Source organism: Nocardia sp. NPDC127526 (assembly GCF_042672265.1).
Lineage (GTDB): Bacteria > Actinomycetota > Actinomycetes > Mycobacteriales > Mycobacteriaceae > Nocardia.
In genome coordinates this window covers 1-23,706 of sequence record NZ_JBHXVO010000013.1, presented here as the reverse complement: position 1 = coordinate 23,706, position 23,706 = coordinate 1, and the positions used below count along the sequence as shown (strand labels likewise).

Annotated in this window: 24 protein-coding genes; 11 read left to right on the top strand and 13 right to left on the bottom strand. The window is 68.7% G+C overall.

From position 1 onward, the window contains the following. Window positions 1-72 precede the first annotated feature (72 nt). Together ACFVIV_RS21450 and ACFVIV_RS21445 are read left to right on the top strand one after the other, a co-directional pair. The gene (locus ACFVIV_RS21450; RefSeq protein ID WP_379198891.1) at window positions 73-1,641 is read left to right on the top strand and encodes an adenylate/guanylate cyclase domain-containing protein; all 1,569 of its coding nucleotides are present in this window, start codon (window positions 73-75) and stop codon (window positions 1,639-1,641) included. Between the two features lie 205 nt (window positions 1,642-1,846). Further along, window positions 1,847-3,604 carry a DEAD/DEAH box helicase gene (locus tag ACFVIV_RS21445; RefSeq protein ID WP_379198889.1) on the top strand — a complete coding sequence of 586 codons (1,758 nt, stop codon included), beginning with the start codon at window positions 1,847-1,849 and terminating at the stop codon, window positions 3,602-3,604. 343 nt (window positions 3,605-3,947) lie between these two features. Here the strand turns inward: ACFVIV_RS21445 and ACFVIV_RS21440 are convergent, their stop codons facing one another. Further along, window positions 3,948-5,711 (bottom strand): flavin monoamine oxidase family protein, encoded by a 1,764-nt coding sequence (locus ACFVIV_RS21440; RefSeq protein WP_379198887.1) that lies wholly within the window; start codon window positions 5,709-5,711, stop codon window positions 3,948-3,950. A gap of 206 nt (window positions 5,712-5,917) precedes the next feature. Here ACFVIV_RS21440 and ACFVIV_RS21435 point away from each other — a divergent pair, with 206 nt between their 5' ends. Continuing rightward, window positions 5,918-6,811, top strand: a complete 894-nt coding sequence (locus ACFVIV_RS21435; RefSeq protein ID WP_379198885.1) for an alpha/beta fold hydrolase — start codon at window positions 5,918-5,920, stop codon at window positions 6,809-6,811. Between the two features lie 86 nt (window positions 6,812-6,897). Here the strand turns inward: ACFVIV_RS21435 and ACFVIV_RS21430 are convergent, their stop codons facing one another. Next, the gene (locus ACFVIV_RS21430) at window positions 6,898-7,314 is read right to left on the bottom strand and encodes a DUF6223 family protein (protein WP_379198883.1); all 417 of its coding nucleotides are present in this window, start codon (window positions 7,312-7,314) and stop codon (window positions 6,898-6,900) included. Between the two features lie 191 nt (window positions 7,315-7,505). Beyond that, on the bottom strand, window positions 7,506-7,694 hold the full coding sequence (locus ACFVIV_RS21425; protein ID WP_379198881.1) for a hypothetical protein: 189 nt from the start codon (window positions 7,692-7,694) through the stop codon (window positions 7,506-7,508). Here ACFVIV_RS21425 and ACFVIV_RS21420 point away from each other — a divergent pair. Together ACFVIV_RS21420 and ACFVIV_RS21415 are read left to right on the top strand one after the other, a co-directional pair. Next, window positions 7,693-7,908: a hypothetical protein gene (locus tag ACFVIV_RS21420; protein WP_379198879.1), complete on the top strand. Its 216-nt coding sequence runs from the start codon at window positions 7,693-7,695 to the stop codon at window positions 7,906-7,908. The two genes, ACFVIV_RS21425 and ACFVIV_RS21420, sit on opposite strands and share 2 nt — an antisense overlap. Before the next feature lie 74 nt (window positions 7,909-7,982). Further along, entirely contained in the window at window positions 7,983-8,441 is a 459-nt protein-coding gene (locus ACFVIV_RS21415) for an iron chaperone (RefSeq protein ID WP_379198877.1), read from the top strand. Here ACFVIV_RS21415 and ACFVIV_RS21410 read toward each other — a convergent pair. After that, window positions 8,434-9,108: an arsenate reductase ArsC gene (locus ACFVIV_RS21410; protein WP_379198875.1), complete on the bottom strand. Its 675-nt coding sequence runs from the start codon at window positions 9,106-9,108 to the stop codon at window positions 8,434-8,436. The genes ACFVIV_RS21415 and ACFVIV_RS21410 overlap by 8 nt on opposite strands. Window positions 9,109-9,361: 253 nt before the next feature. Between ACFVIV_RS21410 and ACFVIV_RS21405 the strand changes: the two genes are divergently transcribed. Next, the gene (locus ACFVIV_RS21405; RefSeq protein ID WP_379198873.1) at window positions 9,362-10,588 is read left to right on the top strand and encodes an MFS transporter; all 1,227 of its coding nucleotides are present in this window, start codon (window positions 9,362-9,364) and stop codon (window positions 10,586-10,588) included. Here the strand turns inward: ACFVIV_RS21405 and ACFVIV_RS21400 are convergent. Next, complete coding sequence (locus tag ACFVIV_RS21400) at window positions 10,555-10,899, bottom strand: hypothetical protein (RefSeq protein ID WP_379198871.1); 345 nt, start codon at window positions 10,897-10,899, stop codon at window positions 10,555-10,557. The genes ACFVIV_RS21405 and ACFVIV_RS21400 overlap by 34 nt on opposite strands. 160 nt (window positions 10,900-11,059) lie before the next feature. Between ACFVIV_RS21400 and ACFVIV_RS21395 the strand changes: the two genes are divergently transcribed. Beyond that, entirely contained in the window at window positions 11,060-11,434 is a 375-nt protein-coding gene (locus ACFVIV_RS21395; RefSeq protein WP_379198869.1) for a hypothetical protein, read from the top strand. 12 nt (window positions 11,435-11,446) lie between these two features. On the opposite strand, the gene ACFVIV_RS21390 is transcribed toward ACFVIV_RS21395, so the two are convergent. From ACFVIV_RS21390 to ACFVIV_RS21365, 6 genes are all read right to left on the bottom strand, one after another. After that, window positions 11,447-11,845, bottom strand: a complete 399-nt coding sequence (locus ACFVIV_RS21390; RefSeq protein ID WP_379198867.1) for a DUF1304 family protein — start codon at window positions 11,843-11,845, stop codon at window positions 11,447-11,449. Between the two features lie 136 nt (window positions 11,846-11,981). Beyond that, window positions 11,982-13,235, bottom strand: a complete 1,254-nt coding sequence (locus ACFVIV_RS21385) for a serine hydrolase (protein ID WP_379198865.1) — start codon at window positions 13,233-13,235, stop codon at window positions 11,982-11,984. 27 nt (window positions 13,236-13,262) lie between these two features. After that, window positions 13,263-14,405 carry an AI-2E family transporter gene (locus ACFVIV_RS21380; RefSeq protein WP_379198863.1) on the bottom strand — a complete coding sequence of 381 codons (1,143 nt, stop codon included), beginning with the start codon at window positions 14,403-14,405 and terminating at the stop codon, window positions 13,263-13,265. A 49-nt stretch (window positions 14,406-14,454) separates the two neighbouring features. Then, on the bottom strand, window positions 14,455-16,020 hold the full coding sequence (locus ACFVIV_RS21375) for an alpha/beta hydrolase (protein WP_379198861.1): 1,566 nt from the start codon (window positions 16,018-16,020) through the stop codon (window positions 14,455-14,457). Window positions 16,021-16,114: 94 nt separating this feature from the next. Next, a complete protein-coding gene (locus tag ACFVIV_RS21370) occupies window positions 16,115-16,774 on the bottom strand; it encodes a hypothetical protein (RefSeq protein ID WP_379198859.1) in 660 nt (219 codons plus the stop codon). 66 nt (window positions 16,775-16,840) lie between these two features. After that, complete coding sequence (locus ACFVIV_RS21365; protein WP_379198857.1) at window positions 16,841-17,749, bottom strand: LysR family transcriptional regulator; 909 nt, start codon at window positions 17,747-17,749, stop codon at window positions 16,841-16,843. Window positions 17,750-17,876: 127 nt separating this feature from the next. Between ACFVIV_RS21365 and ACFVIV_RS21360 the strand changes: the two genes are divergently transcribed. The 3 genes from ACFVIV_RS21360 (at window position 17,877) to ACFVIV_RS21350 (ending at window position 20,960) form a co-directional block, all read left to right on the top strand. Further along, window positions 17,877-19,100 (top strand): MFS transporter, encoded by a 1,224-nt coding sequence (locus ACFVIV_RS21360; RefSeq protein WP_379198855.1) that lies wholly within the window; start codon window positions 17,877-17,879, stop codon window positions 19,098-19,100. After that, entirely contained in the window at window positions 19,097-20,272 is a 1,176-nt protein-coding gene (locus ACFVIV_RS21355; RefSeq protein WP_379198853.1) for a 4-hydroxybenzoate 3-monooxygenase, read from the top strand. Before ACFVIV_RS21360 ends, ACFVIV_RS21355 begins: the two co-directional genes overlap by 4 nt. A 112-nt stretch (window positions 20,273-20,384) precedes the next feature. Next, window positions 20,385-20,960 (top strand): dihydrofolate reductase family protein, encoded by a 576-nt coding sequence (locus ACFVIV_RS21350; protein ID WP_379198851.1) that lies wholly within the window; start codon window positions 20,385-20,387, stop codon window positions 20,958-20,960. On the opposite strand, the gene ACFVIV_RS21345 is transcribed toward ACFVIV_RS21350, so the two are convergent. Next, a complete protein-coding gene (locus tag ACFVIV_RS21345) occupies window positions 20,942-21,652 on the bottom strand; it encodes a helix-turn-helix domain-containing protein (protein WP_379198850.1) in 711 nt (236 codons plus the stop codon). The two genes, ACFVIV_RS21350 and ACFVIV_RS21345, sit on opposite strands and share 19 nt — an antisense overlap. A gap of 167 nt (window positions 21,653-21,819) precedes the next feature. After that, the gene (locus ACFVIV_RS21340; RefSeq protein WP_379198848.1) at window positions 21,820-22,794 is read right to left on the bottom strand and encodes a helix-turn-helix transcriptional regulator; all 975 of its coding nucleotides are present in this window, start codon (window positions 22,792-22,794) and stop codon (window positions 21,820-21,822) included. A gap of 127 nt (window positions 22,795-22,921) precedes the next feature. Between ACFVIV_RS21340 and ACFVIV_RS21335 the strand changes: the two genes are divergently transcribed. Beyond that, window positions 22,922-23,407, top strand: coding sequence for a DUF488 domain-containing protein (locus ACFVIV_RS21335; protein ID WP_379198846.1), 486 nt, complete (start codon window positions 22,922-22,924; stop codon window positions 23,405-23,407). The last annotated feature ends 299 nt before the right edge of the window (window positions 23,408-23,706 follow it).

Below are 23,706 nucleotides of genomic sequence, written 5' to 3'. Positions count from 1 at the left end.
CGCGAGTGCGCGCGACACTGACACACGGGTGGGCAGCGCTGCCCGACTGGTCGGTCCGCCTAGGCTGCATCCATGGTGGACACCGATGTGACGCCTGCCGCGGTGGGTGTTGCCCCGTGGGGATCGCGGCTGCTCGGATCGGCCGACGAGGGCGCGTTGTCGCGGCGGTTGCGGGTGCAACTGCTACTGACCGTGCCGCTGATCTTCGCCAATCTGATCGGCATCGCGGTCTCCAGCCTGCTCATCGGCGTGGTGCTGCCGGGGCCGCCGCTGTTCACCAGCGAGACGGCACTCTTGAATTTCGTCGCGGTGCCCGTGTACGTGAGTGCCGCGTTCGCCGCCGGGTTCGTCTGGGGAACGGTGGGGAGCCTGCGGACGCTGCGCTGGGCGACCGACCCGGATCGGGTGCCGACCGAGGCCGAACAGGCCGCCACCGCCCGGGTGCCCCGGCGACTGGTGGTGCAGCAGGCGCTGCTGTGGTTCGGCGGAATGCTGATTCTCAGCCCGCTCTACGGGCTGGTCGATCCCGCCTACGTCCCCAAGGTGCTGCTCGGCACCGGGTTCAGCGCCATCGTCGTCTGCGCCAACAGCTATCTGCTGGCGGAATTCGCATTGCGGCCGGTGACCGCGCGGGTCCTGGAGGCCGCGCCGCGGCGGCGACGGCGCGGGCTCGGTGTTTTCGGGCGCTCGCTGCTGGTGTGGATGCTGGGTTCCGGGACACCGGTGGCCCTGCTGATGACGATCGCGGTGCTGGATCTGGCCGGGATGGATATCAGCACCAATCGACTGGCGGTGTGCGTGCTGTCACTGGGCGGCGCGACGCTGGTGTTCGGACTGCTGTTGATGACGCAGACCCTCGCGGCGGCGGTGGCGCCCATCCGCGGGGTGCGCAATGCGCTGCGCCGGGTGGAGGACGGCGATCTCGATGTCGTGGTCACCGTCTACGACGGCACCGAATTGGGTGAGCTGCAAAGCGGTTTCAACCACATGGTGGCGGGAATGCGTGAGCGCAAACGCATCCGGGACCTGTTCGGCCGCCACGTCGGGCACGATGTCGCGGCCGCGGCGCTGGCCCGCAATCCCGAGCTCGGCGGCGAGGAATGCGAGGCCGCGGCGATTTTCGTGGACATCATCGGATCCACCACCATGACGGCGACGCGGCCGGCCAATGAGATCGTGGCGCTGCTCAACGAGTTCTTCGAGATCGTGGTGGACGAGGTCGAACGCTTCGGCGGGCATGTCAACAAGTTCGAGGGCGATGCCGCGCTCGCCGTCTTCGGCACCCCCGCACCGCTTCTCGACGCCGCCGGGTCGGCGCTGGCCGCGGCCCGGGCCATCCGGTCCCGATTGAGCGATGCCGCCATGGAATTCGATGCGGGCATCGGCATCGCGGCCGGTCGCGTGGTCGCCGGGAACGTGGGTGCGCATCGCCGCTACGAGTTCACCGTCATCGGCGACGCGGTCAACGAGGCCGCCCGGCTGTGCGAACTGGCCAAGCAGGACGAGAGCCGGGTGCTGGCCTCGGCCGCGGCGGTGGACGCCGCCGAGGAGATCGAGCGCAAGCACTGGGAGCTCGGCGAGCCGGTCACCTTGCGCGGCCGGATCCGGGAAACGCGGCTGGCGCGACCGTATCCGCGCTGATCCGGAAGATGACGTTGGCCACCAACGTACGTCGTAGATCGGCTCGTGGGATATGGTGTTCAGCAGTCGAGTAGCGATCTTGCATACTCATTCCGTCGTGGATGTCTTCTCTTCGCGTCGGCTACGCAGCGGATCAGCAGGCGGGACGACAGTCCTGCGCACCACTGCGGTTCACCCCGATGCTCGAAAGGCACCTGAAACACTTATGACGACTCGTTCATCGAGCCCGGCCCTGTCCTTCTCCGCGCTGGGCGTGCGCGCGCAGATCGTGGACGCGCTGGCCGCGAACGGCATCACCGAGCCCAAGCCCATCCAGGCGGCGACGCTGCCGGATGTGCTGGCCGGACACGACGTGCTGGGCCGCGGCCGCACCGGCAGCGGCAAGACCCTGGCCTTCTCCATTCCGCTGGTCGAGCGCCTGGTCGGCGTCCCCCGCAAGCCCGGCCACCCGACGGGCCTGATTCTCGCGCCCACGCGCGAGCTGGTGACCCAGATCGCCGCCGCCCTCGAACCCATGACCGCCGCCTGCGGCCTGAAGGTCACCACCGTCTTCGGCGGCGTCCCGCAGAACCGCCAGGCCAAGGCCCTGCAGGCGGGCGTCGATATCGTGGTGGCCTGCCCCGGCCGCCTCGAGGACCTCATGCAGCAGCGCCTGGTCTCCCTCGACGCGGTCCGCATCACCGTCCTCGACGAGGCCGACCACATGGCCGACCTGGGCTTCCTGCCCGGCGTCACCCGCATCCTGGCCGCCACCCCCGCCGACGGCCAGCGCCTGCTGTTCTCCGCCACCCTCGACAACGGCGTCAACAAGCTGGTCAAGCGTTTCATGCGGAACCCGTTGTCCCACAAGGTGGACGAGGCCCACTCCCCCGTCCCCGACATGACCCACCACGTCTTCGAGGTCACCGGCCCCGAAGCCAAGCGCGACCTGGTCACCGCCCTGGCCTCCGGCACCGGCCGCCGCATCCTGTTCATGCGCACCAAACACCACGCCCGCCGCCTGGCCAAGCAGCTCACCGCCGTCGGCATCCCCGCCACCGACCTGCACGGCAACCTCTCCCAGGCCGCCCGCGACCGCAACCTGGCCGCCTTCGCCGACGGCACCGCCCGCGTCCTGGTCGCCACCGACGTGGCCGCCCGCGGCGTCCACGTCGACGACGTCCAGCTGGTGGTCCACGTCGACCCGCCCGCCGAGCACAAGGCCTACCTGCACCGCTCCGGCCGCACCGCCCGCGCCGGCAGCTCCGGCGATGTCGTCACCCTCGTCCTCCCCGACCAGCGCAAAGACGTGGCCGCCCTGCTCCGCAAGGCCGGCATCACCGTCGAACCCCAGCGCGTCACCGCCCAATCCACCCCGGTGACAGCCCTCGTCGGCCCGATCGCACCCCTGGAAACACCGCGAACGGCCCCCGCCGCAACGACTTCCGAGCCCCGGGAAAAGCCCGCCGCTCGCGGTGGCCGCCGATCGAACGGCCGCGGCACCCGTCCCGATTCCACCGGCGCCTCCCCCAAGAGCGGCCCGCGCGGTACCGGCAGCCCCCGCACCGCCGGCAACGAATCTCCCCGCGGCACCCGAAATCGCCGTTCGCACACCGTAACCGGCGGCACCTCCCGCGCCGCCACCACCGATTCGCGCGCAACGGCCACCGCTTCCTCCCGCGGTGCGACCAACAGCCAGCGCGCGGAATCCCGTACCACCGCGAATGGACCGCGCCGCGCGAAATCCGAGGACGTCCGCGGAACCGCCACCGCCGCCCGTCGCACCCCCGGCCACGCCGACACCGCGCGCTCCACCGGTGGGCGCACCACCAACCGCCGCGACGACCGCCCCGCCAACGGATCCGCCACCCGCACAGCGACATCCGGCACCGGCCGCGCACATGCCGGATCCTCGCGCCGCCGCGCCGGAGCACCCGCCGCCCCGAACGACCGTTCGGCATCCCAGCGCCAGGGCCGCCGCTGACAGCTGACACGGGCGCCCACGTCACTCGCGGCGATCCATGCGCCGCAAGTGACGTGCGACCCCGGGTTGGCCTCGGACCCGAAGGGTTTCCTCGGGCGGCGACCTCCTTCCCACTTACGACCAGGGCATCCACCAACACCAGGCCCAATGCCAGGGCCGGTGGGCGCGAGGCTTCGGCCGCATTCACAGTCCACGAGCGCCGACGTGCCCGGCGTTCGTGCGCGTCACGAGAACCAGTGCCGCCGGGTGAATCCGACGCGCCTGGGCATTGCGACCGGCACTGAGTCGGCGAGCGCGAAAAGTGCACAGCCACGCGACTCTGTCCTGGTAGCCGGGGGGGTGGTCAGCGGCGGTGGAGTTCGAGGGCAGCGCGGACGCCGCTCTCGAGGGCGCCTTCGATCCAGGCGGTGTTGAGGCTGGTGTGGTCGCCGGCGAAGTGGACTCGGCCTTCTACCGAGCGGGTTGCGCGGTGGTGTTCGTGGAGTTGGCCGGGGGTGGGGATGGCGGCTTCGCCGAGGGCGTAGCGGGCGCGGACCCAGCTCTGGGTGTAACCGATGCCGGTGAATTCTGTGTCGACGCGGGGGCCGAAGAGGGTGCGCAGGCCGGAGAGGGCGAAGTGGAGGCGTTCGCCTTCGGTGAGGGAGTCCCAGCGCATGGCGTCGTCGCCGAAGGTGTAGGAAGCCAGGACCACGCCGCCGTCGGAGTCGTCGACGTGGGAGGGGAAGTAGATGGAGCGGTTCGGGGAGTCGGTGGTGCAGCGGCCGCCGCGGAAGCCGGTGGGGCCCTGCTCCCAGAAGCGGGTTTTGAACTCCAGCAATATCTTTGTGGCGGCGTCGTGGTGCATTTCGATGATGGCGCGGCGCTTGTCGTAGGACAGCGGCGGGTCGAAGGCGCAGAATCTGGCGGCGGTGAGCGGGATGGCCAGGATGGCGTAGTCGGCGTCGAAGGATTCGACCGGGGCGGCCGGAGCGCCGTCGGTGTGTTCGGTGCCGGTCTCGGCGGTGGTGTGGATCCGCACGCCGTGGTCGGTCTGTTCCAGGCGAGTCATGCGCTTGCCCATCAGGATTGCCGGGCCGAGCCGCCGGGTCAGGGCATCGGTGAGCGCGGCCATGCCGCCCTTCAGTTCCCAGTGGGTGACATCGGGCGGGAGCAGGGTGTGATCGACGAGCGGGAAGACGACGCTGTATCGCAGTCGGGCGGTGAGGTTTTCGAGGGTGCCGATGGTTTCGATGCGTTCCTTCGACCAGCCTTGGTCCATGAGATAGCGGCGTAGGCAATGGTTTTCGTAGGTGTGCAGCAGTTCGGTCCAGCCGTCGAGCTGCCGCTGGATCGGCTGATCGGTCAGCGAGGTCTGCCGCAGCGCGGCGCCGAGAACCGTGCGGCTGGGTTCGCTCAGGTCGCAGCCGAACCCGGCGTGAACCGCGGCGGGATTCGCGGCGTATTCGCCACGGGTATAGGTCGTTCCATTGACATGGATCAGGCTGCGCCGCGCCGATGACGCGGGCCGGTAGTCGAGCGCCGGCCCATTGGACCACTCCTCGCCGGTGAAGGAGCGGTAGAACACCGGGGGCGTGAGCGGCATCGCGGTATCGACGGCCACATCGGAGCCGTAGAACGGCCTGCGCCGCACGCCCAGCTTGTCCGCGAGCGCCAGCACCATCGGGTGCACACTGGACAACCGCATGGCCCCGGCCTCGGCATGGAGCGCCGGATCGGAGAAGACCCCGCGCAATGTCTTGATCCGCCCGCCCGTGCGATTTCCGTTGGCCTCCAACACCGTGACCTCGTGCCCGGCATCGGCCAGCAGGTTCGCGGCGCACAGCCCGGCCGCGCCGGCGCCGACGACAATGATCTTCTTGCGGCTGCCGGTAGCGGGCAGGCCGGTGTCGATGAGGATCTTCAGATAGGCCAGCGTGAGGTCGGCCCCGTTCTCGTCGACCCCCAGCAGCTGCCGCGCGAGCCACTCGCTGCGATCGCGGGAGCGATCACCCTCGGCGCTCTGCGCGGGAACGGGCGCACACGCCGTGGTCGCGGTCGCGCCGGCGACGACCCCCGCGGCCAGCGCGGTGCTCAACAACCGCCGTCGCGAAACCCTGCTGATCGACATGCGAATCCTCCCGGAACGAGGGACGAAACGGGTGGTCCAGCAATGCCGCACTGGCCTTAGCGGCATATTCGTCGCCCGAGCGGTTCCGGATGGGCGCGGTCCTCGACGAAATCCGGCCGATTTATCTGTTACTTTCAGTCGCGCTAATCGCTGTCATGTGCCACGCTGAACCCGCAGTGTTGCGAACACGAGAGGTGCAGGCGTCAATGGCGACCGAAGTATCCGTTCACGAATCCGGCGGCGGCGCAAGCGAGCCGGAACGAATCAGCGCTTTCCACCGCGGGGACCTCGCATTCCCCGTCCGCGATTCCGGGCCGATCACCGGCGAGCCGGTCCTGCTGCTGCACGGCTGGCCGCAGGACTCCCGCAGTTGGCACACGGTCGCGGAGCTGTTGAATCAGGCGGGCTACCGGACATTCGCACCGGACCTGCGTGGCGCGAGGCCGACCGCCGCCCCGCGCTGGCGATGGCGGTACCGCCTCGACGAGCTGGCCGCGGACGTGCTGGCGATGATCGATTCCATCGGCCGCCCGGTGCATGTGGTCGGCCATGATTGGGGCGCGGCCGCGGCGTGGGCGGCGGCCATCTCGGGCTCCGATCGAATCCTGTCGCTGTCGGCGCTGTCGGTCCCGCATCCGGGCGCGTTCGCGCGAGCCATGGTCACGAGCCGCCAGTCGGTGGCCTCCTGGTACATGTATTTCTTCCAGCTGCCGCTGCTCCCCGAGCTGACAGTGCGCACCGCACTGTTCCGCTGGATGCTCGAGCAGACGGGCCAATCCGCCGAGATGGCACAACGCGAGGCAGATCGCCTGCGCGACAGGGCGATAGCCCGCGGCGGCCTGCACTGGTACCGCGGCATGCCCTTCTCCTCGCCGCGCTACCTGCGCGGCCGCGTCACCGTCCCGGTCCTGCAGATGTGGAGCGACAGCGACACCGCGGTGCACAGCACCGGGGTGAAGCTGACACGCCGCTTCGCTGACGGCCCGTATCGACTGGAGGTCTTGCCGGGAGTCTCGCATTGGATCCCCGAAGAGGCGCCCGCCCCGGCCTCCCGGCTGCTCATCGACCATTTCACCGCGGTCGGTCAAGATACCCGCTGACCAGCGGCGACCTCGCGCACGGCCGCGGCCACCGCGCGAAAGTCCTTGCGCAGGATGTGACGCCTCGACGCACGCGCCGGGGTGTTTCACCTGGTCACGCCGACGCGGGGGCGCTTGAGCACCAGCCCGCCGAGCACCATGCCGACCACCCCGAGCACCACGGCGATGAAGGCCCCGACGATCCCGTTGCCGGTCCCCGGCCCGCCGTCCGCGGTGGCCGCGAACACGCCGCCGAGCACCGTGCTGATCAGCCCCGCCACCAGTGCCACCATGGCTCCCCGCCGCCCGTCGCCGCTTCCGGGACGCCCGGCACGAGCCCAGGTCAGACCCCCGATCACCACGGCGAACAACCCCACCAACGCGGTCAGGGTCGGTCCGAGCCGCCCGGAGGTCATGCCGGTGACCGCGGCACTGTGCTGAACCGATGCCGACGCCGGTGCGGCTACCGCGATACCCCCGATCAGCGCGGCCAGGACAATGGCGGGGAGATGACGGACGGACATGAGATGCTCCTTGCTCGAACTACTCGATGCCCAATCATGTCGACCAGCCCCACCGCCGATCATCGTGCACGCGTGGACAATTCACCCTGCCTCCACCGCCGTATCCCCCTGCTGCACACGCCGTACCGACCGCGTGACTACTGCGTCCGCGGTATCGAACCCTTCGGCCTCCGGAAGCTGGATCGAGCGGGTCAGTGCCTGCGATCGGTTTCGATGCCCCAGGGCTTGCCCCGGCGGCGGGCGAAGGGCGGGGTGCGCTCCCAGGTGTCGTTGAGCAGGCTGGGCACATTGTGGTGCTGCGCGGTGTCGCGATGCCAGGTGGTGGTCATGATGGTGATGCCGAACAGGGCGGTCACGGCGCAGATGATGCCGGCAACCATGGCGTACTCCGTGTGGCCCGAGGCGGCGGCGGTGATGGCCATTGCCAGCGTTGCCGAGGCAACCAGTATGCAAAAGTATCCTGACCAGGCGGCGAAGCGGTTCCGCGTGACCCATCGTGGAGTGGTAAGCATATTTGCAGCATTACCCCGGGCGGGGCGGCGAAACCTCGGCGGTGATTTCGATGATGAAGGCCCGAATTCCGATCAGCTTTGAAGAAGCCGCCGGATGGCCAAGGTCCCTAACATTGCAGACGACAGCACGAAAACCCTGGTAGGGAGGATTCGACAATGGCCGCACAGAAGTCCGCCGAGAACCAGAATTCCGCGGGATTTTCCGCCGAGGAACGCGCCGCCATGAAAGAGCACGCCGCCGAACTGAAAACGGCGGCCCGGCGGGGTGCGAAGGCCACCAGGGCCGACGGCGAGAACGATGTCCTCGGCAAGATCGCCGAGATGCCGGAATCCGATCGCGCCATTGCCGAACGCATCCACGCCATCATCAAGGAAAACGCCCCCGACCTGGCCCCGAAGCTCTATTACGGCATGCCCGCCTACGCCAAGGACGGCAAGGTGCTGTGCTTCTTCCAGGCGGCGGCCAAGTTCAAAACCCGCTACGCCACCTTCGGCTTCAACGACATCGCCAATATCGATGACGGCACCCTGTGGCCGACGGCTTTCGGCATTACGAAACTGACCGCCGCCGATGAGGCGACAATCGCCGACCTCGTGAAGAAGGCCGTCAGCTAGGGCTGCCGAGCGAGTCCGGATCGGCCGCCAGGCCGAGAGTGGCGACCAGGCGGCGCACTCGGGTTTCGATGTCGTCGCGGATGGTGCGGATATCGTCGAGGCCCTGCCCGGCCGGATCGGGCAGCGGCCATTGCTCGAAGCGGTGGCCGGAGACGATGGGATCGGTATCGCCGCAGCCCATGTCGATGACGACATCGGCGGCGCGCATGAGTTCGTCGGTCCAGGGTTTGGGGAATTCGGCGGCGATATCGATGCCGCGCTCGGCCATGGCCGTGACCACCAGCGGATTCACCGCGATATCGGGAGCGGACCCGCCGGACCACCCGCAGGCGCGATCGCCGGCCAGCTGGGTGAAGAACCCGAGGGCCATCTGGGAGCGCCCGGCATTGTGGGTGCACACGAACAGGACGGCGGGTCCGGTGTTCGTCGCACGGCCTTCCGCTTTCGCCGACGCGGTCAGGCGCTCACGCGCGAAGCGCTCGGCGAGCAGTTGCGGATGATCCGACACCGCCGACAGCCGCTCGAACGAGGAGGTCAGCATGCGTTCCACGGTGTCGGCATCGAAGATGCCGGCGAACTCCTCCGACAGCCGGGCCGTGGATCGCTCCAGAACCGCTTGCGGATCACTCGATTCCGGCGCCGCTGCGGAGATCGGGTTCTCACTCACTCTGCCACCCCTTCCACCACGTGCGACTCGCCATCCAGCCTATCGGTCCCGCACCGCCGACGCCGACCTGCCACGGCGTCAGCGAGAGTGACCGTCACCTCACCGCGCATGCCTGCCGCCGCGCTATGGGTGGCCCAAAGCTGCGGAGAACCAGAGCTTGCGGCGCATCCGAGCCGGACCTCCGGCCACCGTCGTTCACCGCGCCTTGCCCGATCCGACCCCGAGCGCACCCGCGCACGGTAACGATGGGGTGATGACCGACACCGAAACCTCTTCGCAGACCGGCGGTCTCACCCGCCCCGGCATGCGGCGCGTACTGGCCGTGCTGTGCCTCACCGAGATCACCAGCTGGGGCATTCTCTACTACGCGTTCGCGGTGCTCGGTGTTTCCATCTCCCGCGATACGGGCTGGTCGCTGCCGGCCATCACCGCGGCCTTCTCGCTCGGGCAGCTCGCCGCCGCGCTCATCGGCATCCCTCTCGGCCGTATTCTCGACCGTCGCGGCCCGCGCGCGGTGATGACGGCCGGTTCCGCGCTGGGCGCCCTCGCTCTGCTCGTCGTGGCGGTGTCACCGAATCTGGTTGTCTTCTATGCCGGTTGGCTCGTCAGCGGCACGGCCATGGGCGCGGTGCTGTACTCCCCCGCTTTCGCGGCCCTGACCCGCTGGTGGGGCGCCGAGCGGGTCAAGGCGTTGATGATCGTCACCCTGGTGGCCGGCCTGGCCAGCACCGTCTTCGCTCCGCTCACCGCGCTGCTGAACGAGCATTCCGACTGGCGCGCCACCTATCTCACGCTCGCCGTCGTGCTCGCCGCGATCACCGTTCCCGCGCACTGGTTCGGCCTGCGCGGCCCCTGGCCGCATCCGCCTGCCCCGGTCGCGGAGGACTTCGCCGATCACGCCGCCATCGTGCGCAGCCGCGGTTTCCGGGCGCTCATGGTCACCCTGAGTCTGGGCTCGTTCACCACCGCGGCCGCGGTGTTCAATCTCGTTCCGCTGCTTCAGGAACGCGGCTTCTCCCCCGCTCTCGCGGCCGTCGCCCTCGGTCTCGGCGGCGCCGGTCAAGTCCTCGGCCGCCTCGGCTATCTACCGCTGGCCGCGCACACCACCGTGACCACCCGCACCATCGCCATCCTGGCGGCCACCGCGATCGCCACCGCCCTGCTCGGTCTCGGCGCCACCGTGACGACCTTGATCGCCTTCGCGATCGGCTCCGGTCTCATCCGCGGCCTGTTCACCCTGATCCAGGCCACCGCCGTCACCGACCGCTGGGGCGCAACACATTACGGCCGCCTCAACGGAATCCTCTACGCGCCGATGATCGTCGTCATGGCCCTCGCCCCCTGGGCGGGCACCCTGCTGTCCTCGTGGACCGGCAGCTACGCCCACGCCTACCTGGTCCTGGGCGGGATCGCCGCGCTCTCCGTGCTCACGGCGGCCCTGAGTCGTCAGGCCGCGGCCGCGAGCATCCGAATCGCGTGATCCGGATCCTCCACATCGATGACCAGCCGGGTGAACTCGCCCCCGGCCAGATCGATGCGCACCGCCTGTTCATGAAAGAGCGTGTCCCAGAATTCCTTGCGGCCCTTGCCCCGGAACGTACCGGCGGCAATCACGCCCGGAAAGAACGTTCCGGGCGCACGCAACCACGGCGGCCGCAAATCCACCTCGGCCTTGGTGATCCCCTTGACCTGATTCAGATCGAAGCTGACGTGTTCGCGCAACGCCAGCACGCGGTGTGCGCCGGTCACGTGCACCGTCACGGTTGTCCCGTCGACTTCCAGCTCGACCATTCCGCACCTCGACTTCTACGTATCCGCTCCGCTCCGAATCCAGACTGCCGTTCGGTTCTGGCAGGAGTCTGTGCTTCTCCTTGGAGTTCTCTCAGGTTCGGGTCCCGACACGCGTGAGCGGTTACGGCCTGCGGGTTCGCGCGGATGGCACCCTGTCGCTGTGACCGATTCGCTGACGATGGCCGCGATCGACACCGTCTCGCAGACGGTGAACTCCTATGCCGCCGCGGTGGCCGGTATGCCGCTGCCGCAGATGACGTGGATGTGGGACTGCTGTTCGCGGTTCGCGACCGCGTCGGGCGAGGCGGAGTTCCGGGGCACCGTCCATCCGGACCTACCGGATGCCGAGGCCAGCGCGCAGCTGTTGCAGTGGGCGCGGGCCTTGGACATGGTGGAGTCCACGACCGATCGGGAGGCCGCCGATGGCCGGCGGGCGTTCACCGGGACCATCGGTGCCGCGCGGATCCGGTTGACCGCTGTCGTCGAAACCCTTTCCCCCGCAACCGAAACCCAGCCGCTGCTCATTGTCGGCTGAGGGCGCGGCGGGTTAGACCGAGGCCGCGATGATCGCCACCAGCGGCGGCAGGCTGGAACCGATGGTGCCGAGCACGCTGCCCCACTTGGGCCGCCAGAGCCCGAGCAGGTCGGCGATGAGCATGGCGAGGCCGGCCAGCAGCATGTACCAGGAGGCGGTCAGCACCACGGTGCGGCCGACGGTCTCGTCGCCGTTGTGCAGGATGATCAGGCCGATGATGGTGCCGATGCCGCCGAGCATATTGCGGAATCCGACGACGAAGGCCCACATGCGCACGTCGTCGAGATTGTCGGTGTCGACGTGCAGAAGTTTGCGGACGGCGGGGCGGCCGTAGAAGAACATTTCCAGGGGCGCGGCCCCGATGTAGGCGATCGCGCCGACGAGGGCGGCGATCTGGGCGAGACCGTTCATGACGAGTCCTCGGGTGATAGGCGCCGACGCAGTCCCATCGCAGGTCAGCGGGTTTTCATGCTACCCCCGGAGACCTGCGCGCGACCGCGATTCGCCGACTGTCGATCACCTGCCCGCGACCATCCCGCAATCCGGATCAGAGGGTGAAGAGCTGCGCCTCCGGACGGAGGACGCGAATCGTGCCGGAGATCTGCTCGACCAGTTTCCAGGGGCGGTCGAGGTCGGTGGTGGCCTTGCCATTGGTGAGGATGGCGCCCGACAGGCCGCGAGCCGGGTCGGCCCAGCCGTATTGGGTCGTCAAACCGCTGCGGCCGAAATGCGATTCGGTGTCGCGGCCGAATTTGGAACGGTGCGCGCCGAGTTCGTAACCGGCCCGGCTGACGCGACCGGCCGCGCCGGGAATCCGATTGGCCGGGGCGACGGCGGCCCGCAGGGTGTCCGGTCGCATGATGCGCACGCCATCCAATTCGCCGCCGCGAGCGAGGATTTCATAGAAGCGCGACAGCTCCGCAGCCGTCGTGACCAGGTTGCCCGACGGCAGTTCCGCGGTGAGGAACGCGCGGTTGGCGGCCTCGGACATGGGTCCGCCCATGCCGCCGCCGAGGGCCTTGCGGGCCAGGTAGCTCCACATGCGTGAGGGATTCGCGCCGACCTTGACGCTGGGCACGACCAGGTCGACCTCCTCCGGGCGGACCCCGAAGTTGGTCCATCGGAAGCCGAGCGGTTGCAGGACCTGCTCGCTCAAGTGCTCGCGCATCGGCTTCCCGGTCGCCCGCTGCACCAGCAGCCGTTGAATCAATCCGCTGGTCAGGGCGTGATACACGCGAAATCGGTTCGCCGGCCAGCTCGGCTTCAGATCGGCCAGTGCGCGCGCGGCCACCTCTTCGTCGACGACGAGTTCGTAGCCGCGATAGGGCTTGGTCACGAACGGCACACCGGCGGAGTGCGAGAGCACATCGGCGATGGTGATGCCCGCTTTCCCATTGGCCGCGAACTCGGGAATGTATGCGGAGACCGGGTCTTCGGGCCGGAATGCTCCTTGTTCGACGAGCATGTACATCAGGGCCGCCGAAACGCCCTTGGCCGTGGAGAATCCGCAGAACGGCATATCGGGGGTGAGCGGGATCGGCTCCACCTCGGGCCCATCGCCGGGCGCATTGCCCCATCCGTGCCCGATCGCGCGATTCAGCACGACCTTCCCGTTGCGCCGCAGGCAGATCTGGATCGCGGGCGTGGTGCCCATCCGATACCACGCCCGCACCGACTCCCAGATCGAGTCGATCGCCAGCGGCGTCAGCCCGGCTTCGGCCGGATCGTCCTCGGGTCCGACCGTGGTCACCGCGTCGAGATCAGCGGCGATCTTCACCAATGCGACAACTGGAGCATTCACCCGACCCAGAGTAGCCAGCCGGACGCCCTACTCGTCCTCGCCCGGGTCCGGCGCGGGTTCCGCGGTGCGGAGATCGATCTGCTCGCCCAGATAGCGCAGCACCACGGCCAGCACCGCCGCCGTCGGCACCGCGAGGAACGCGCCGACAATGCCGTACAGGCCGCCGCCGACGGTAATGGCGAGCAGCACCACCACGGCGTGCAGCTGCATGCTGCGGCTCTGCAGAACCGGTTGCAGCACATTGCCTTCCAGCTGCTGCACCACAATGATGATGGCCAGCACGATGAGCGCCGTCGTCACGCCCTTGCTCACCAGGGCGACCAGCACGGCGAGCGCGCCGGCGACGAAGGCGCCGACGATCGGGATGAAGCCGCCGAGGAAGGTGAGCACGGTCAGCACCGCGGCCAAGGGGACGCCCAGAACGACCAGGCCGCCGCCGATGAGCACGGCGTCGATGAGACTCACCAGCGCCTGGGTGCGAATGAAGCCGCCGAGGGTGACCCACACCCGGTTCAGCACCTCTTCGATGTGCCGGCCGCTGCGGGTGCCGAGGATCGAGTGCAGCCACGGTAGTAGCTTGGGCCCGTCCTTGACGAAGAAGAAGGTCAGCACCAGCACCAGGAACAGCGTGACAATGGCCGAGGTGGCGGTGCTGACGCCGGTGAAGACGCCGGTCGCGATGCGCTCGGCGCTGGACTGCAGCCGCGAGATGATCGCGTCCACCGCCGAATTCAGTTGCTCTTCCCGAATATTCAGCGGCGGGCCCTCGAGCCATTGGCGCACCTTGTTGATGCCCTCGGTGGAGCGGTCGGCCAGTTCCGGCGCCTGATCCACCACCGAGGGCACGATCAGCGCGATGACTCCGGCCAGAATGCCGAGGAATCCGACCGTGGTGATCGAGGCGGCCAGCGCGGGCGGCAGGCCCCGCGCGGTGAGGAACCGCGTGGGCGGCCACAGCACGGTCGAGACCACCAGCGCCAAAGCCATGGGCAGCAACGCCACCCAGAACTTGGCGATGACGAAGCCGAGCACCCAGGCGCCCGCGGCAATGGCGACGATGCACAGCGACCACTTGGCGAGCCAGAGAATGCCCTGCCCGATGATGGTGCCCCGGTCCGGCGGTGTGTCGGCCGGCTTGTCCCGGCCGGATTCGATCTTTGGCTCGCTCACGGTGCTCAGTCTGGCACGATCAGGCCGCCGGTTCCGGGAACGACGGCGATCAGCCGAAGGGCGAGGCGTCGGCGGCACATCCGGTGCCTGCGGGCGGGAGCTGACCGGAGAACAGGTATTCGCGCTTGACCTGCTCGGCGCAGGTGCTGGGCACGTACATACTGCTGTGTCCCGCGCCTTCGACCACGACCACCTGGGCATGGGACAGCTGCGCCGCGCCCGCGCGAGCACCGTCCAGCGGTGTGGCGGGGTCGAAGCGGCTGTTCAGCACCAGAATCGGCGCGGAGGTCTGCCGATTCCACGGGCCGGTGTAGCGGTCCGCGTCGTGACCCTGCCAGTAGGCGCAGGCCATGAGCGAGTAGACGGAGATGCGCCCGAAGTAGGGCACGCGCAGATCCTCGGTGATCGCGGCGCGGCTGTATACGGCCGGATCGGTGGGGACGACGCTGTCACTGCACTGGATGGCGTGGAAGGCCTCGGTGCGATTGGCGGTGTAGGCGGCGGAATCGGCGATCGGCAGAATGCCGGGGAAGGTCGTGCCCGCATCGAACAGGCTCTGCAGCAGCCGGGCGAGGTCGGGGTACACCGACGGCTGCGAAAGGCTCGCTGCCGCATTGATGATCGACGAATAGGTGTAGGGCTCACCGTTCACACGGATCGGAGCCAGGCGCGCCCGTTCCGCGAGCACTCGCCATTTCAAGGCCGGATCGCCTTCGGAGAATGCGCACTTCGGTCCGGCCGCGGAGCACAGGCGCAGGAATTCGTCGAAGGTGGCCGAGATGCCGGAGGCGACGTTCTGGCGGGTGTCGAGGGGCACGGTCGCGCCTTGTCCGCCATGCCCGTTCGCATTGCCCGCGAAATCGAGCGACCCGTCGAACACCATGGCGCGCACCCGGCCGGGGAACATATTGGCGTAGATCGCGCCGAGCTGCGTGCCGTAGGAGATGCCGTGATAGCTCAGCTGCGCATCACCGACCGCGCGGCGCAGCAGGTCCAGGTCGCGGGCGGTGTTCGCGGTGGAAGCGTGATCGAGGATGGCGCCGGCCGATTCGCGGCAGCGATCGGCGAAATCCTTGGAGTAGGCGAAGAACGCCGCCTCACCCGATGCGTCGCCGGGCATATCCGGATAGCCGCCCAGAAAGGCCAGCTGCTCTTCGGTATTCGCGAAGCACCGTGCCGTCGCGCTGCGGCCCGTGGCCCGCGGATCCCACGAGACGATGTCGAATCGTGCACGTAGTTCCGCCGAGAACAGCCACGGCCAGCTCGCCCGCTCGCGTAGTCGATCCACGCCGGAGGCCCCGGGACCGCCGAAATTCACGAACAGCGTGCCGATGCGGGCGGCCGGATCGGCGGCGGGCAGTTTGATGACCGCCAGATCGATCTGCTCGGCCTGCGCTCGCTGATAGTCCAGCGGCACCTGCGCGGTCGCGCACTGGAATCCGTCGGCGCAGTCCGCCCACTGCAGGACAGGGGTTTTCGCTGACTCGGCCAGCTCGTCCAGGTAGGTGTCCGCCCCCTCCCCCGCTGCCGCCGGCACCGGATTCCCGAAAACCCCCGCACCGACCACTAAACCGAAGGCCACGATCCGGATCAGGTGAAAACTCTTGCGTCCCAACCACGAATCCAAACCCACAGCCCTCCGAGCACACACCGACATCCGGCTCTACACATTGCCACACAGTCGGATATGTCCGCTCTCTACCCCGGGCTCAGACCAGGGCGACCCGGGAATTCACGTAGGCGAGGATGACCTCTTCGGCGTAGGCCGGCGCGTCACGGTGCGCGTAGCCCGCACGGAGATGCTCGATGGCGTCGTCGAGTTGCGGGCCCGGGCCGTGATCGGCGAGCAGGACCACGATCGCTTCCCGGGTTCCGATTCCGGGGTCGGGGCGGGCGAGCAGCTCCTCGAGGTAGCGGCCCGGTTCGGCCAGTCGCAGTGCGGCGCGGGCACAGGTGTGCACTCGTTTGGGCAGTTCGGCGCGGATGGCGTCGATATCGGCCTGCCGCGCGTGCTGGCCCTGCTGGGTCGAATCCACGCGCAGCGACCACAATCGGGCCGGTATGCCGAAGTCGGTGATCAGCCCGGGGCCTGCGGCCTGCTCGATGGGGATGGGCGGCTTGCCTTCTCGCGTCTCGCGCCAGTTGCGGAATTCCCACCAGCCGGTCGGCGTAACATCGAGGGTCAGGCCGAAGCTCAGTTCATGCTGACCGGCCGTCCAGGCGCGGGTCACCCGGGTGCGCCCGACCGTCGCGACGCCGCCCTCCCCGGCTCGCGCCCAGGTCGGCTCGGCGCCCTCGAACCCGTAGGCCTGCAACAGCTTTCCTGTTTCGCGCATCAGGCGGCGCAGCGCCGACTCCGGTCTGACCATCCCAGCAGATTAGCGGTGCGCCCCGACAGCACAGCGAATCCGCAGCATCGCGCACCCGCCCGCGCGTCAGGTGGCGGACAGATCGTGCAGCGCCGCCCGGATCACGCCCAGGAACCAGCGCTGCGCGGCGCCGCGGCCGGGGGCGCGCCGGGTGTAGGCCGCCACTTCCACCGGTTCGATCGGCCACGGCAGGGCGAACACCCGCACCGGATGCGTGCGGGCCAGGGCGCGGGCGACGCGTTCGGGGACGATGGCGACCAGGTCGCTGTCCTGCACCACGTACGGCAGGGTGGCGAAGCGGGTGACGCGGACCGCGACCCGGTCTTCGAGGCCGTGATCGTGTAATGCCTTGCGCGGACCGGGATGTCCGGTCACGCCCTCCACCACGATGTGCCGCTCGCGGCGCAGGTCCGCTTCGGCGACGGTGTCGCCGCGCAGCCGCGGGTGCCCGGCCGCGGCCAGTCCGGCGTAGCCCTCGCGGAACAGCGGGGTGCGGGTCAATCGGGGTGAATCGAGGACCGGGCTGGCCACGATGGCGTCGACCGCGCCGCGGGCCAGGCGGTCGGTGGCGGTGTCCATATCGAAGGCCTCCACGTCCAGGCTCGCCTGCGGCGCGAGCGCGGCCAGGGCCGACAGCACCAGCGGCAGCACGGTCACCTCGCCGAGATCGGACAGGCCGAGGGAGAACCGCGTCGGGCGGCTCGGATCGAATTCCGTAGCGGCGCCGAGTGTTTCATCGACCTCGGCGATGGCGGCGCGCAGCGGCGGATAGAGCCGTTCGGCTTCCGAACTCGGTACCAGCCCGCCCGGACCGCGCACGAACAGCTCGTCGTGCAGCCGCCGGCGCAGCTTGCCGAGCCCGTAGCTGACCGTCGGCTGGGTGACGCCGAGCAACTCCGCGGCGGCGGTCACGCTGCGGGTCTCGTACAGCAGCACGAAGGTGCGGACGAGGTTCAGGTCGAACTCGGCGGCCATCGATCTCCTCTATACAAATCGAAAAATACATCTATTGGATTTCTGCCGGCTGGCCAGCCTACCGTGACTGCCATCACTATTCGGTGCCGGCTGTGGCCGGGCCGACGCATAAGAAACGAACATCATCATGAAGAAACTGCCGTCGACGCCGGCCGTGCTGTGCTGGCTCATCGTCGTGCTCGAGGGATACGACCTCGTTGTTCTCGGGGCGGTCATTCCCACGCTCATCGAGCAGCATCACCTCGGATTCACCGCGGCTCGCGCGACATTCGCCGCGACCATCTCGCTGGTCGGCGTGGCCATCGGCGCGGTGCTGGTGGGTCCGGTCGCCGATCGATACGGTCGCCGCAAGGTCCTGCTGGGCGCGATCGCGCTGTTCTCGGTCTTCACCGCGGCGGTCCCGCTGGCCGGGTCGGTCGCCGTTTTCGGCGCGTTCCGGCTCATTGCCGGGATCGGGCTCGGCGCGTGCCTGCCGACCGCGCTGACATTCATGGCCGAGCAGGTGCCGCTCGAGCGGCGAGCCTTCGCCAGCACCCTGACCATGACCGGATATCACGCCGGCGCGGTGCTGACCTCCGTGCTGGCGCTGCAACTGATTCCACACTGGGAGCCGCTGTTCTACGCCGGTGGCCTGGCCGGTCTGCTCCTGCTGCCGGTGCTGTGGGCCAAGCTGCCCGAGTCCGAGGCGTATCTGGCCGCCCAGGCCGCACCCGAGCGGGTTCCCGCGACCGTCGTGCTCGCGCCCAGATATCTGCGGACCACGCTGGGCGTGTGGGTCGGGTCGTTCATGGGCCTGCTGCTGGTCTACGGGCTCAACACCTGGTTGCCGAAGCTCATGCGCGATGCGGGATACAACATGTCGACCTCGCTGACGCTGCTGCTGGTGCTGAACGTGGGCGCGATCATCGGCCTGGTGGCGGCGGGCATCCTGGCCGACAAGCGCGGGACGAAACCGATTGTGCTGCTGTGGTTCGCGGCGGCCGCGGTGCTGCTCGCACTGCTGAGCGTGAAGGTGCCGAGCACCCTGCTGCTCAATGTGCTGGTGCTGGTCACGGGCATTTTCGTGTTCTCGGCGCAGGTGCTCGTCTATGCCTATGTCACGCAGGCGTATCCGGCGGCGGTGCGGGCGACCGCGCTCGGCATGACCGCGGGCGTCGGGCGGCTCGGGGCCATCCTCGGGCCGACCTTCACCGGATGGCTCATTGCCGCCGGGTCGGCGTACCCGTGGGGCTTCTATTTCTTCGCCGCGGTCGCGGGCCTCGGCATGCTCGCCATGGCGGCGGTCGCCGGGCTGAAAACGGGCGCGGCCGCACCGGTCGCCGCCGAGACTTCGAAGGGGCAAACCGTATGAAATCCACGCGGACACAGGTAGCGATCGTCGGCGCCGGGCCGGCCGGGCTGATGCTCTCGCACCTGCTGCACCGGTCCGGAATCGATGCGGTGGTGCTCGATATCCGCACGCACGAGGAGATCGCGACCACCATCCGGGCGGGCATTCTCGAGGCGGGATCGGTTCGGCTGCTGACGGATTCGGGGGTGTCCGATCGGGTCATCACCGAGGGCGACCGTCACGACGGCGTGGTGCTGCGGTTCGACGGCGAGAATCATCGCATCGATTTCCAGGATCTGGTGGGCGAATCCGTGTGGCTGTACCCGCAGACCGAGGTGTTCATCGATCTGGCCGAGCGCCGCCAGGCCGACGGCGGTGACGTGCGCTATGGGATTCGCGATACGGCGGTGGATGTTTCGGGTGAGCGGCCGGTGGTCACCTTCGTCGAAGCCGATGGCGGTCCCGCGCGGCTGGATGCCGATCTGGTGGTCGGCGCGGACGGGTCCCGTTCGATCTGCCGCCACGCCTTTCCGCAGGGCACCCGCACCGAATGGTTCCGCGAATATCCCTTCGCCTGGTTCGGATTCCTCACCGAGGCGCCGCAATCCCATCCGGAGTTGATCTACGCCCGCTCCGAGCACGGCTTCGCCCTGGTCAGCCAGCGCACTCCGGCCATGCAGCGCATGTACTTCCAGTGCTCGCCCGCCGAACGCCCGGAGGAGTGGGACGACGACCGCATCTGGGCCGAGATGCGCCGCCGCGTCAACGGCAACGGTTTCGCGCTGCAGGAGGGTCCGATCAGCGCGAAGATGGTGCTCCCGTTCCGGTCCTTCGTGACCGCGCCCATGCGGCACGGCCGCATCCTGCTCGCCGGCGATGCCGCCCACACCGTTCCGCCGACCGGAGCCAAGGGGCTGAATCTCGCGCTCGCGGACGTGCGCGTCCTGCACGAGGTGCTCACCGACTACTTCGCCGGCGACCAGGACGCGCTGGAGCGCTACACCCCCCGCGCACTCGACCGCGTGTGGAAGGCGCAGCACTTCTCCTACTGGGCGACCACCATGCTGCACAGCATCGACGGCGCATCGGATTTCGATCTCGAACGGCAGCGCGCCGAACTCGCGCTCGTCACCGGGTCCCGCCACGGTGCGGCGTATTTCGCCGAGGGATACACCGGCTGGTCGCGCCGCTGAGCGTGCGACGATCAGCCATGCGAAAGCGTGTCGGTTTTGTCCAAGACGGCGGCGTCGCCCGTCCGTAGGCTTACCACCGGCACGCTTCGCCGCTGATCTTCAGGAGGATGTTTTGACACGGGAACTGGTCTACACGGGCTTCATGTCGCTGGACGGCGTGGTGGATTCGCCGGGCGGCAAGGTCGAGGGGCATCGCAGCGGTGGCTGGGTGATGGAAACCGAGTTCGTGCCCGAGGCGTACTCGCTCAAGGGCGAGGAACTGGCCGACACCTCGGCGCTCATGTTCGGGCGCAACAGCTATGAGGCATTCGCCCCGATCTGGCGCGATTCCGAGGATCACGCCGCGTACAAGGAGCTGCCCAAGTACGTCGTGTCGACCACGCTCAAAGAGGATGCGCTGATCGAGGGCTGGGGTCCGATCACCATCCTGCGGTCGGTCGAGGATATCGCCGAACTGAAGCAGGGCGACGGCGGCGCCATCTTCATTCACGGCAGCGCCGAGCTGGCCCGGCGGCTGGCCGATGCGGATCTGATCGACCGCTACAACCTGCTGGTGTTCCCGGTCCTGCTGGGCGCGGGCAAGAGCCTGTTCAGCCGGGCCGACCGCGACAAGCAGAACCTGCGCCTGCGCGAGTCCGCCGGCTACTCCAACGGCGTCACCAAGCTCATCTACGACGTGGTGCGCTGAGCGGCATCGAGCGCGATCGCACCGCCGCGGCCTTCGCGGAGTTCCCGCGCGGTGCGCCCGACGTACTGCCGCAGCGCCCGGGCGAGATGGGGTTCGTCGTAATAGCCGAGCTTGGCGACGACATCGCCCGGGCTCTCCCCCGCGGACAGCAGGAGCGCGGCGGTGCGGGCCCGCCCGATCTGCCGCACCGCGCCCTGGGTGAGACCCGTCGCCGACCGGAAGCGGCGCTCGACCGTGCGGTCGGTGGCCGCGGGGCTGTGACCCCGCAGCACCTCCGCGACCAGGCTGTCGCGGACCACCGCGCCGTCGCGCACGAGCCGTTCGACGAGCGCCTCGGCATCGTCCAAACACGGTGTCTCCCAGCGGGTGCCGTCCAGCCAGAAGCTGCGGTGGGTCACATCCGGCAGCACGAGACCGGTGTCGACCAGGGCCGGCGCGGCCACCGCGCGCAGTGAGGTGCCCACCGCGAATTGGATTCCCACGAAATCCGCCCCCTCGGGCACCGGTGCGGTCCCGGTCCGGCGCTCGGGCCCCGTGACCGACGCGTACGCCACGCCGTCCTGCTCCCAGAACACCAGACCCCAGGTCTCGCACGCGACCGAGGTCATTTCCGCGACCTGCTCGCTGCGGCACGTCCACACGGAGTCGATCCACGGCGAATCCGAAGCCCGCGTCTCGAAAACCAATCCCACCGCCGTGAGTTTAATCCCGGCTTTGCGCCACAGCGCTTCCGGAGACAGCGCCTATCCGGGCGGCCGAGGGACAAGGTGATGTTGCGAAATCGACCCGGTGTCCGGAGGTCGAGGCGATGTCCGGAGGACTGGGCGGAGCGCACGGCCGCCCACGCCGTCGACGAATTTCAAGGTGACCGTCCATAGCGGGTGGCGAGGGCGGCGGCGCGGTCGCGCAAGGAGGTGCGCAACCATTGCGGGGCAAGGGCTTCCGCGTTCGTGGCGAGCTGCCACAGCGCCCATTCGGCATGTCTCGCATCTTGGAAGGTCGCCTCGAGTCGCAGCCACCCCTCCGCGTCGGTCTCCTCGGTGAGCACTGCCAGCGCGGTGCCCACCAGTTCCTCCCGCCGCGCCGGGTCCACCCGCACCAGCACGGTGACCAGGTCGCCGCCGGTCCGAAACCGCGTGCTCCGTTCCTGCCAGGCCCGGTCCAGATCCACCCGCTCCGGTCGCTGAGCAGGTTCGGCGAGCGCCTCGGCCGCCAGGACCCGGGACAAACGGTAGGTACGGTCCGCACCGGACCTCGTAGCCAGCAGGTAAACGTGGTCGCGCACGATCACCAGCCCGATCGGGTCCACCGTGCGCCACTTCGGCCGCTGATCCACGGCCGCATAGTGAATACGCAACTTGTGCCCGGCGAACACCGCCTTCCGAACCTCGGCAACCACGGCTTCGGGCACCTCCTCCGCAACCAGCCGCCGCGAGAGCAGGTCGGTCTCCGGGTCGATGAGCAACCGCTCCGCCGCCCCCGTCGCATTGGCCCGATTGCTCTCGGGCAACGCGTCGACCACCTTCCGCATGGCCGAGGCCAGCGCCGACCCGAGCCCGAATGCCTGCGCCCCCCGCCGCGACCCAGCAACCAGCAGCGCCAGCGCCTCATCATGATTCACCCCCGTGAGCTCGGTCCGAAACCCGGGCATCAACGCAAACCCCCCATGCCGCCCCCGCTCGGCATAAACCGGCACCCCCGCCCCCGACAGCGCCTCGATATCCCGCAACACCGTCCGAGTGGAAACCTCCAACTCCCGCGCCAACTCCGGCGCCGTCATCCGCCCATGCCGCCGCAACAACAACACCAGCGACACCAACCGATCAGCACGCATGCAAAAACCTTCTCAGAAATACCCGACACAAGATGTCATGTTTCCCCGAGAGCCTAATCGGTATGACCAACGAGAAAGTGGCCACAAAGCCGAACGACCTGGCCAGATCCTTCACGGACGCACCCCAATGAACCGGATCACCACAATCGGCGTCTACGGCTTCACCGCCGAAACCTTCCTCCACCAACTAATCACCGAAGGCGTAGACCTCCTCCTCGACCTCCGCCAACGCCGAGGCGTCCGAGGCCCCGACTACTCCTGGGCCAACGCCACGCGCCTCCAACAATCCCTGACCACCGCCAACATCACCTACCGCCACATCAAACCCCTGGCCCCCACCACCGACCTCCGCCACCTCCAATACCGCGAAGACGCCCGCCAGGGCGTAGGCAAACGCACCCGCACCGCCCTCTCCCCCGCCTACATCACCCGCTACACCCAAGAAATCCTCACCCCCTTCAACCTCCCCGCCCTCCTATCCACCCTCCCACCCACCTCAACCTTCGCCCTCTTCTGCGTAGAACGCGACCCAGAAGCCTGCCACCGCTCCCTGGTAGCCGCCCGCCTGAGCACCGCAACCGCCCGCCCAGTCACCAACCTCCGCCCAACCTGACCCGCGCCCCACACCACATGTATGCGCGGCGACGGCCATCTGGTGCGGCGCCCGGACCAGGGTGACGCTGACCAGATGGCCGTCGGGTCGATCGCTGCCAACCCGACGGGCGATCGACCTGGGAACGCAGGATCGGCGATGGGGGGGGGGGGCCCCCACCCCCCCCTTTCTCTTGGGGGGGGGGGTTGGGGGGGGGGGGGGGGGGGGGTTCGTTTGGGGCGGTAACGAAGCGGTGTCGGCGAAAGGGGTTGCACGCGAGAAGCTTCGGGCGGTGTCCAAATGTGCGTATCGTTGGTGGC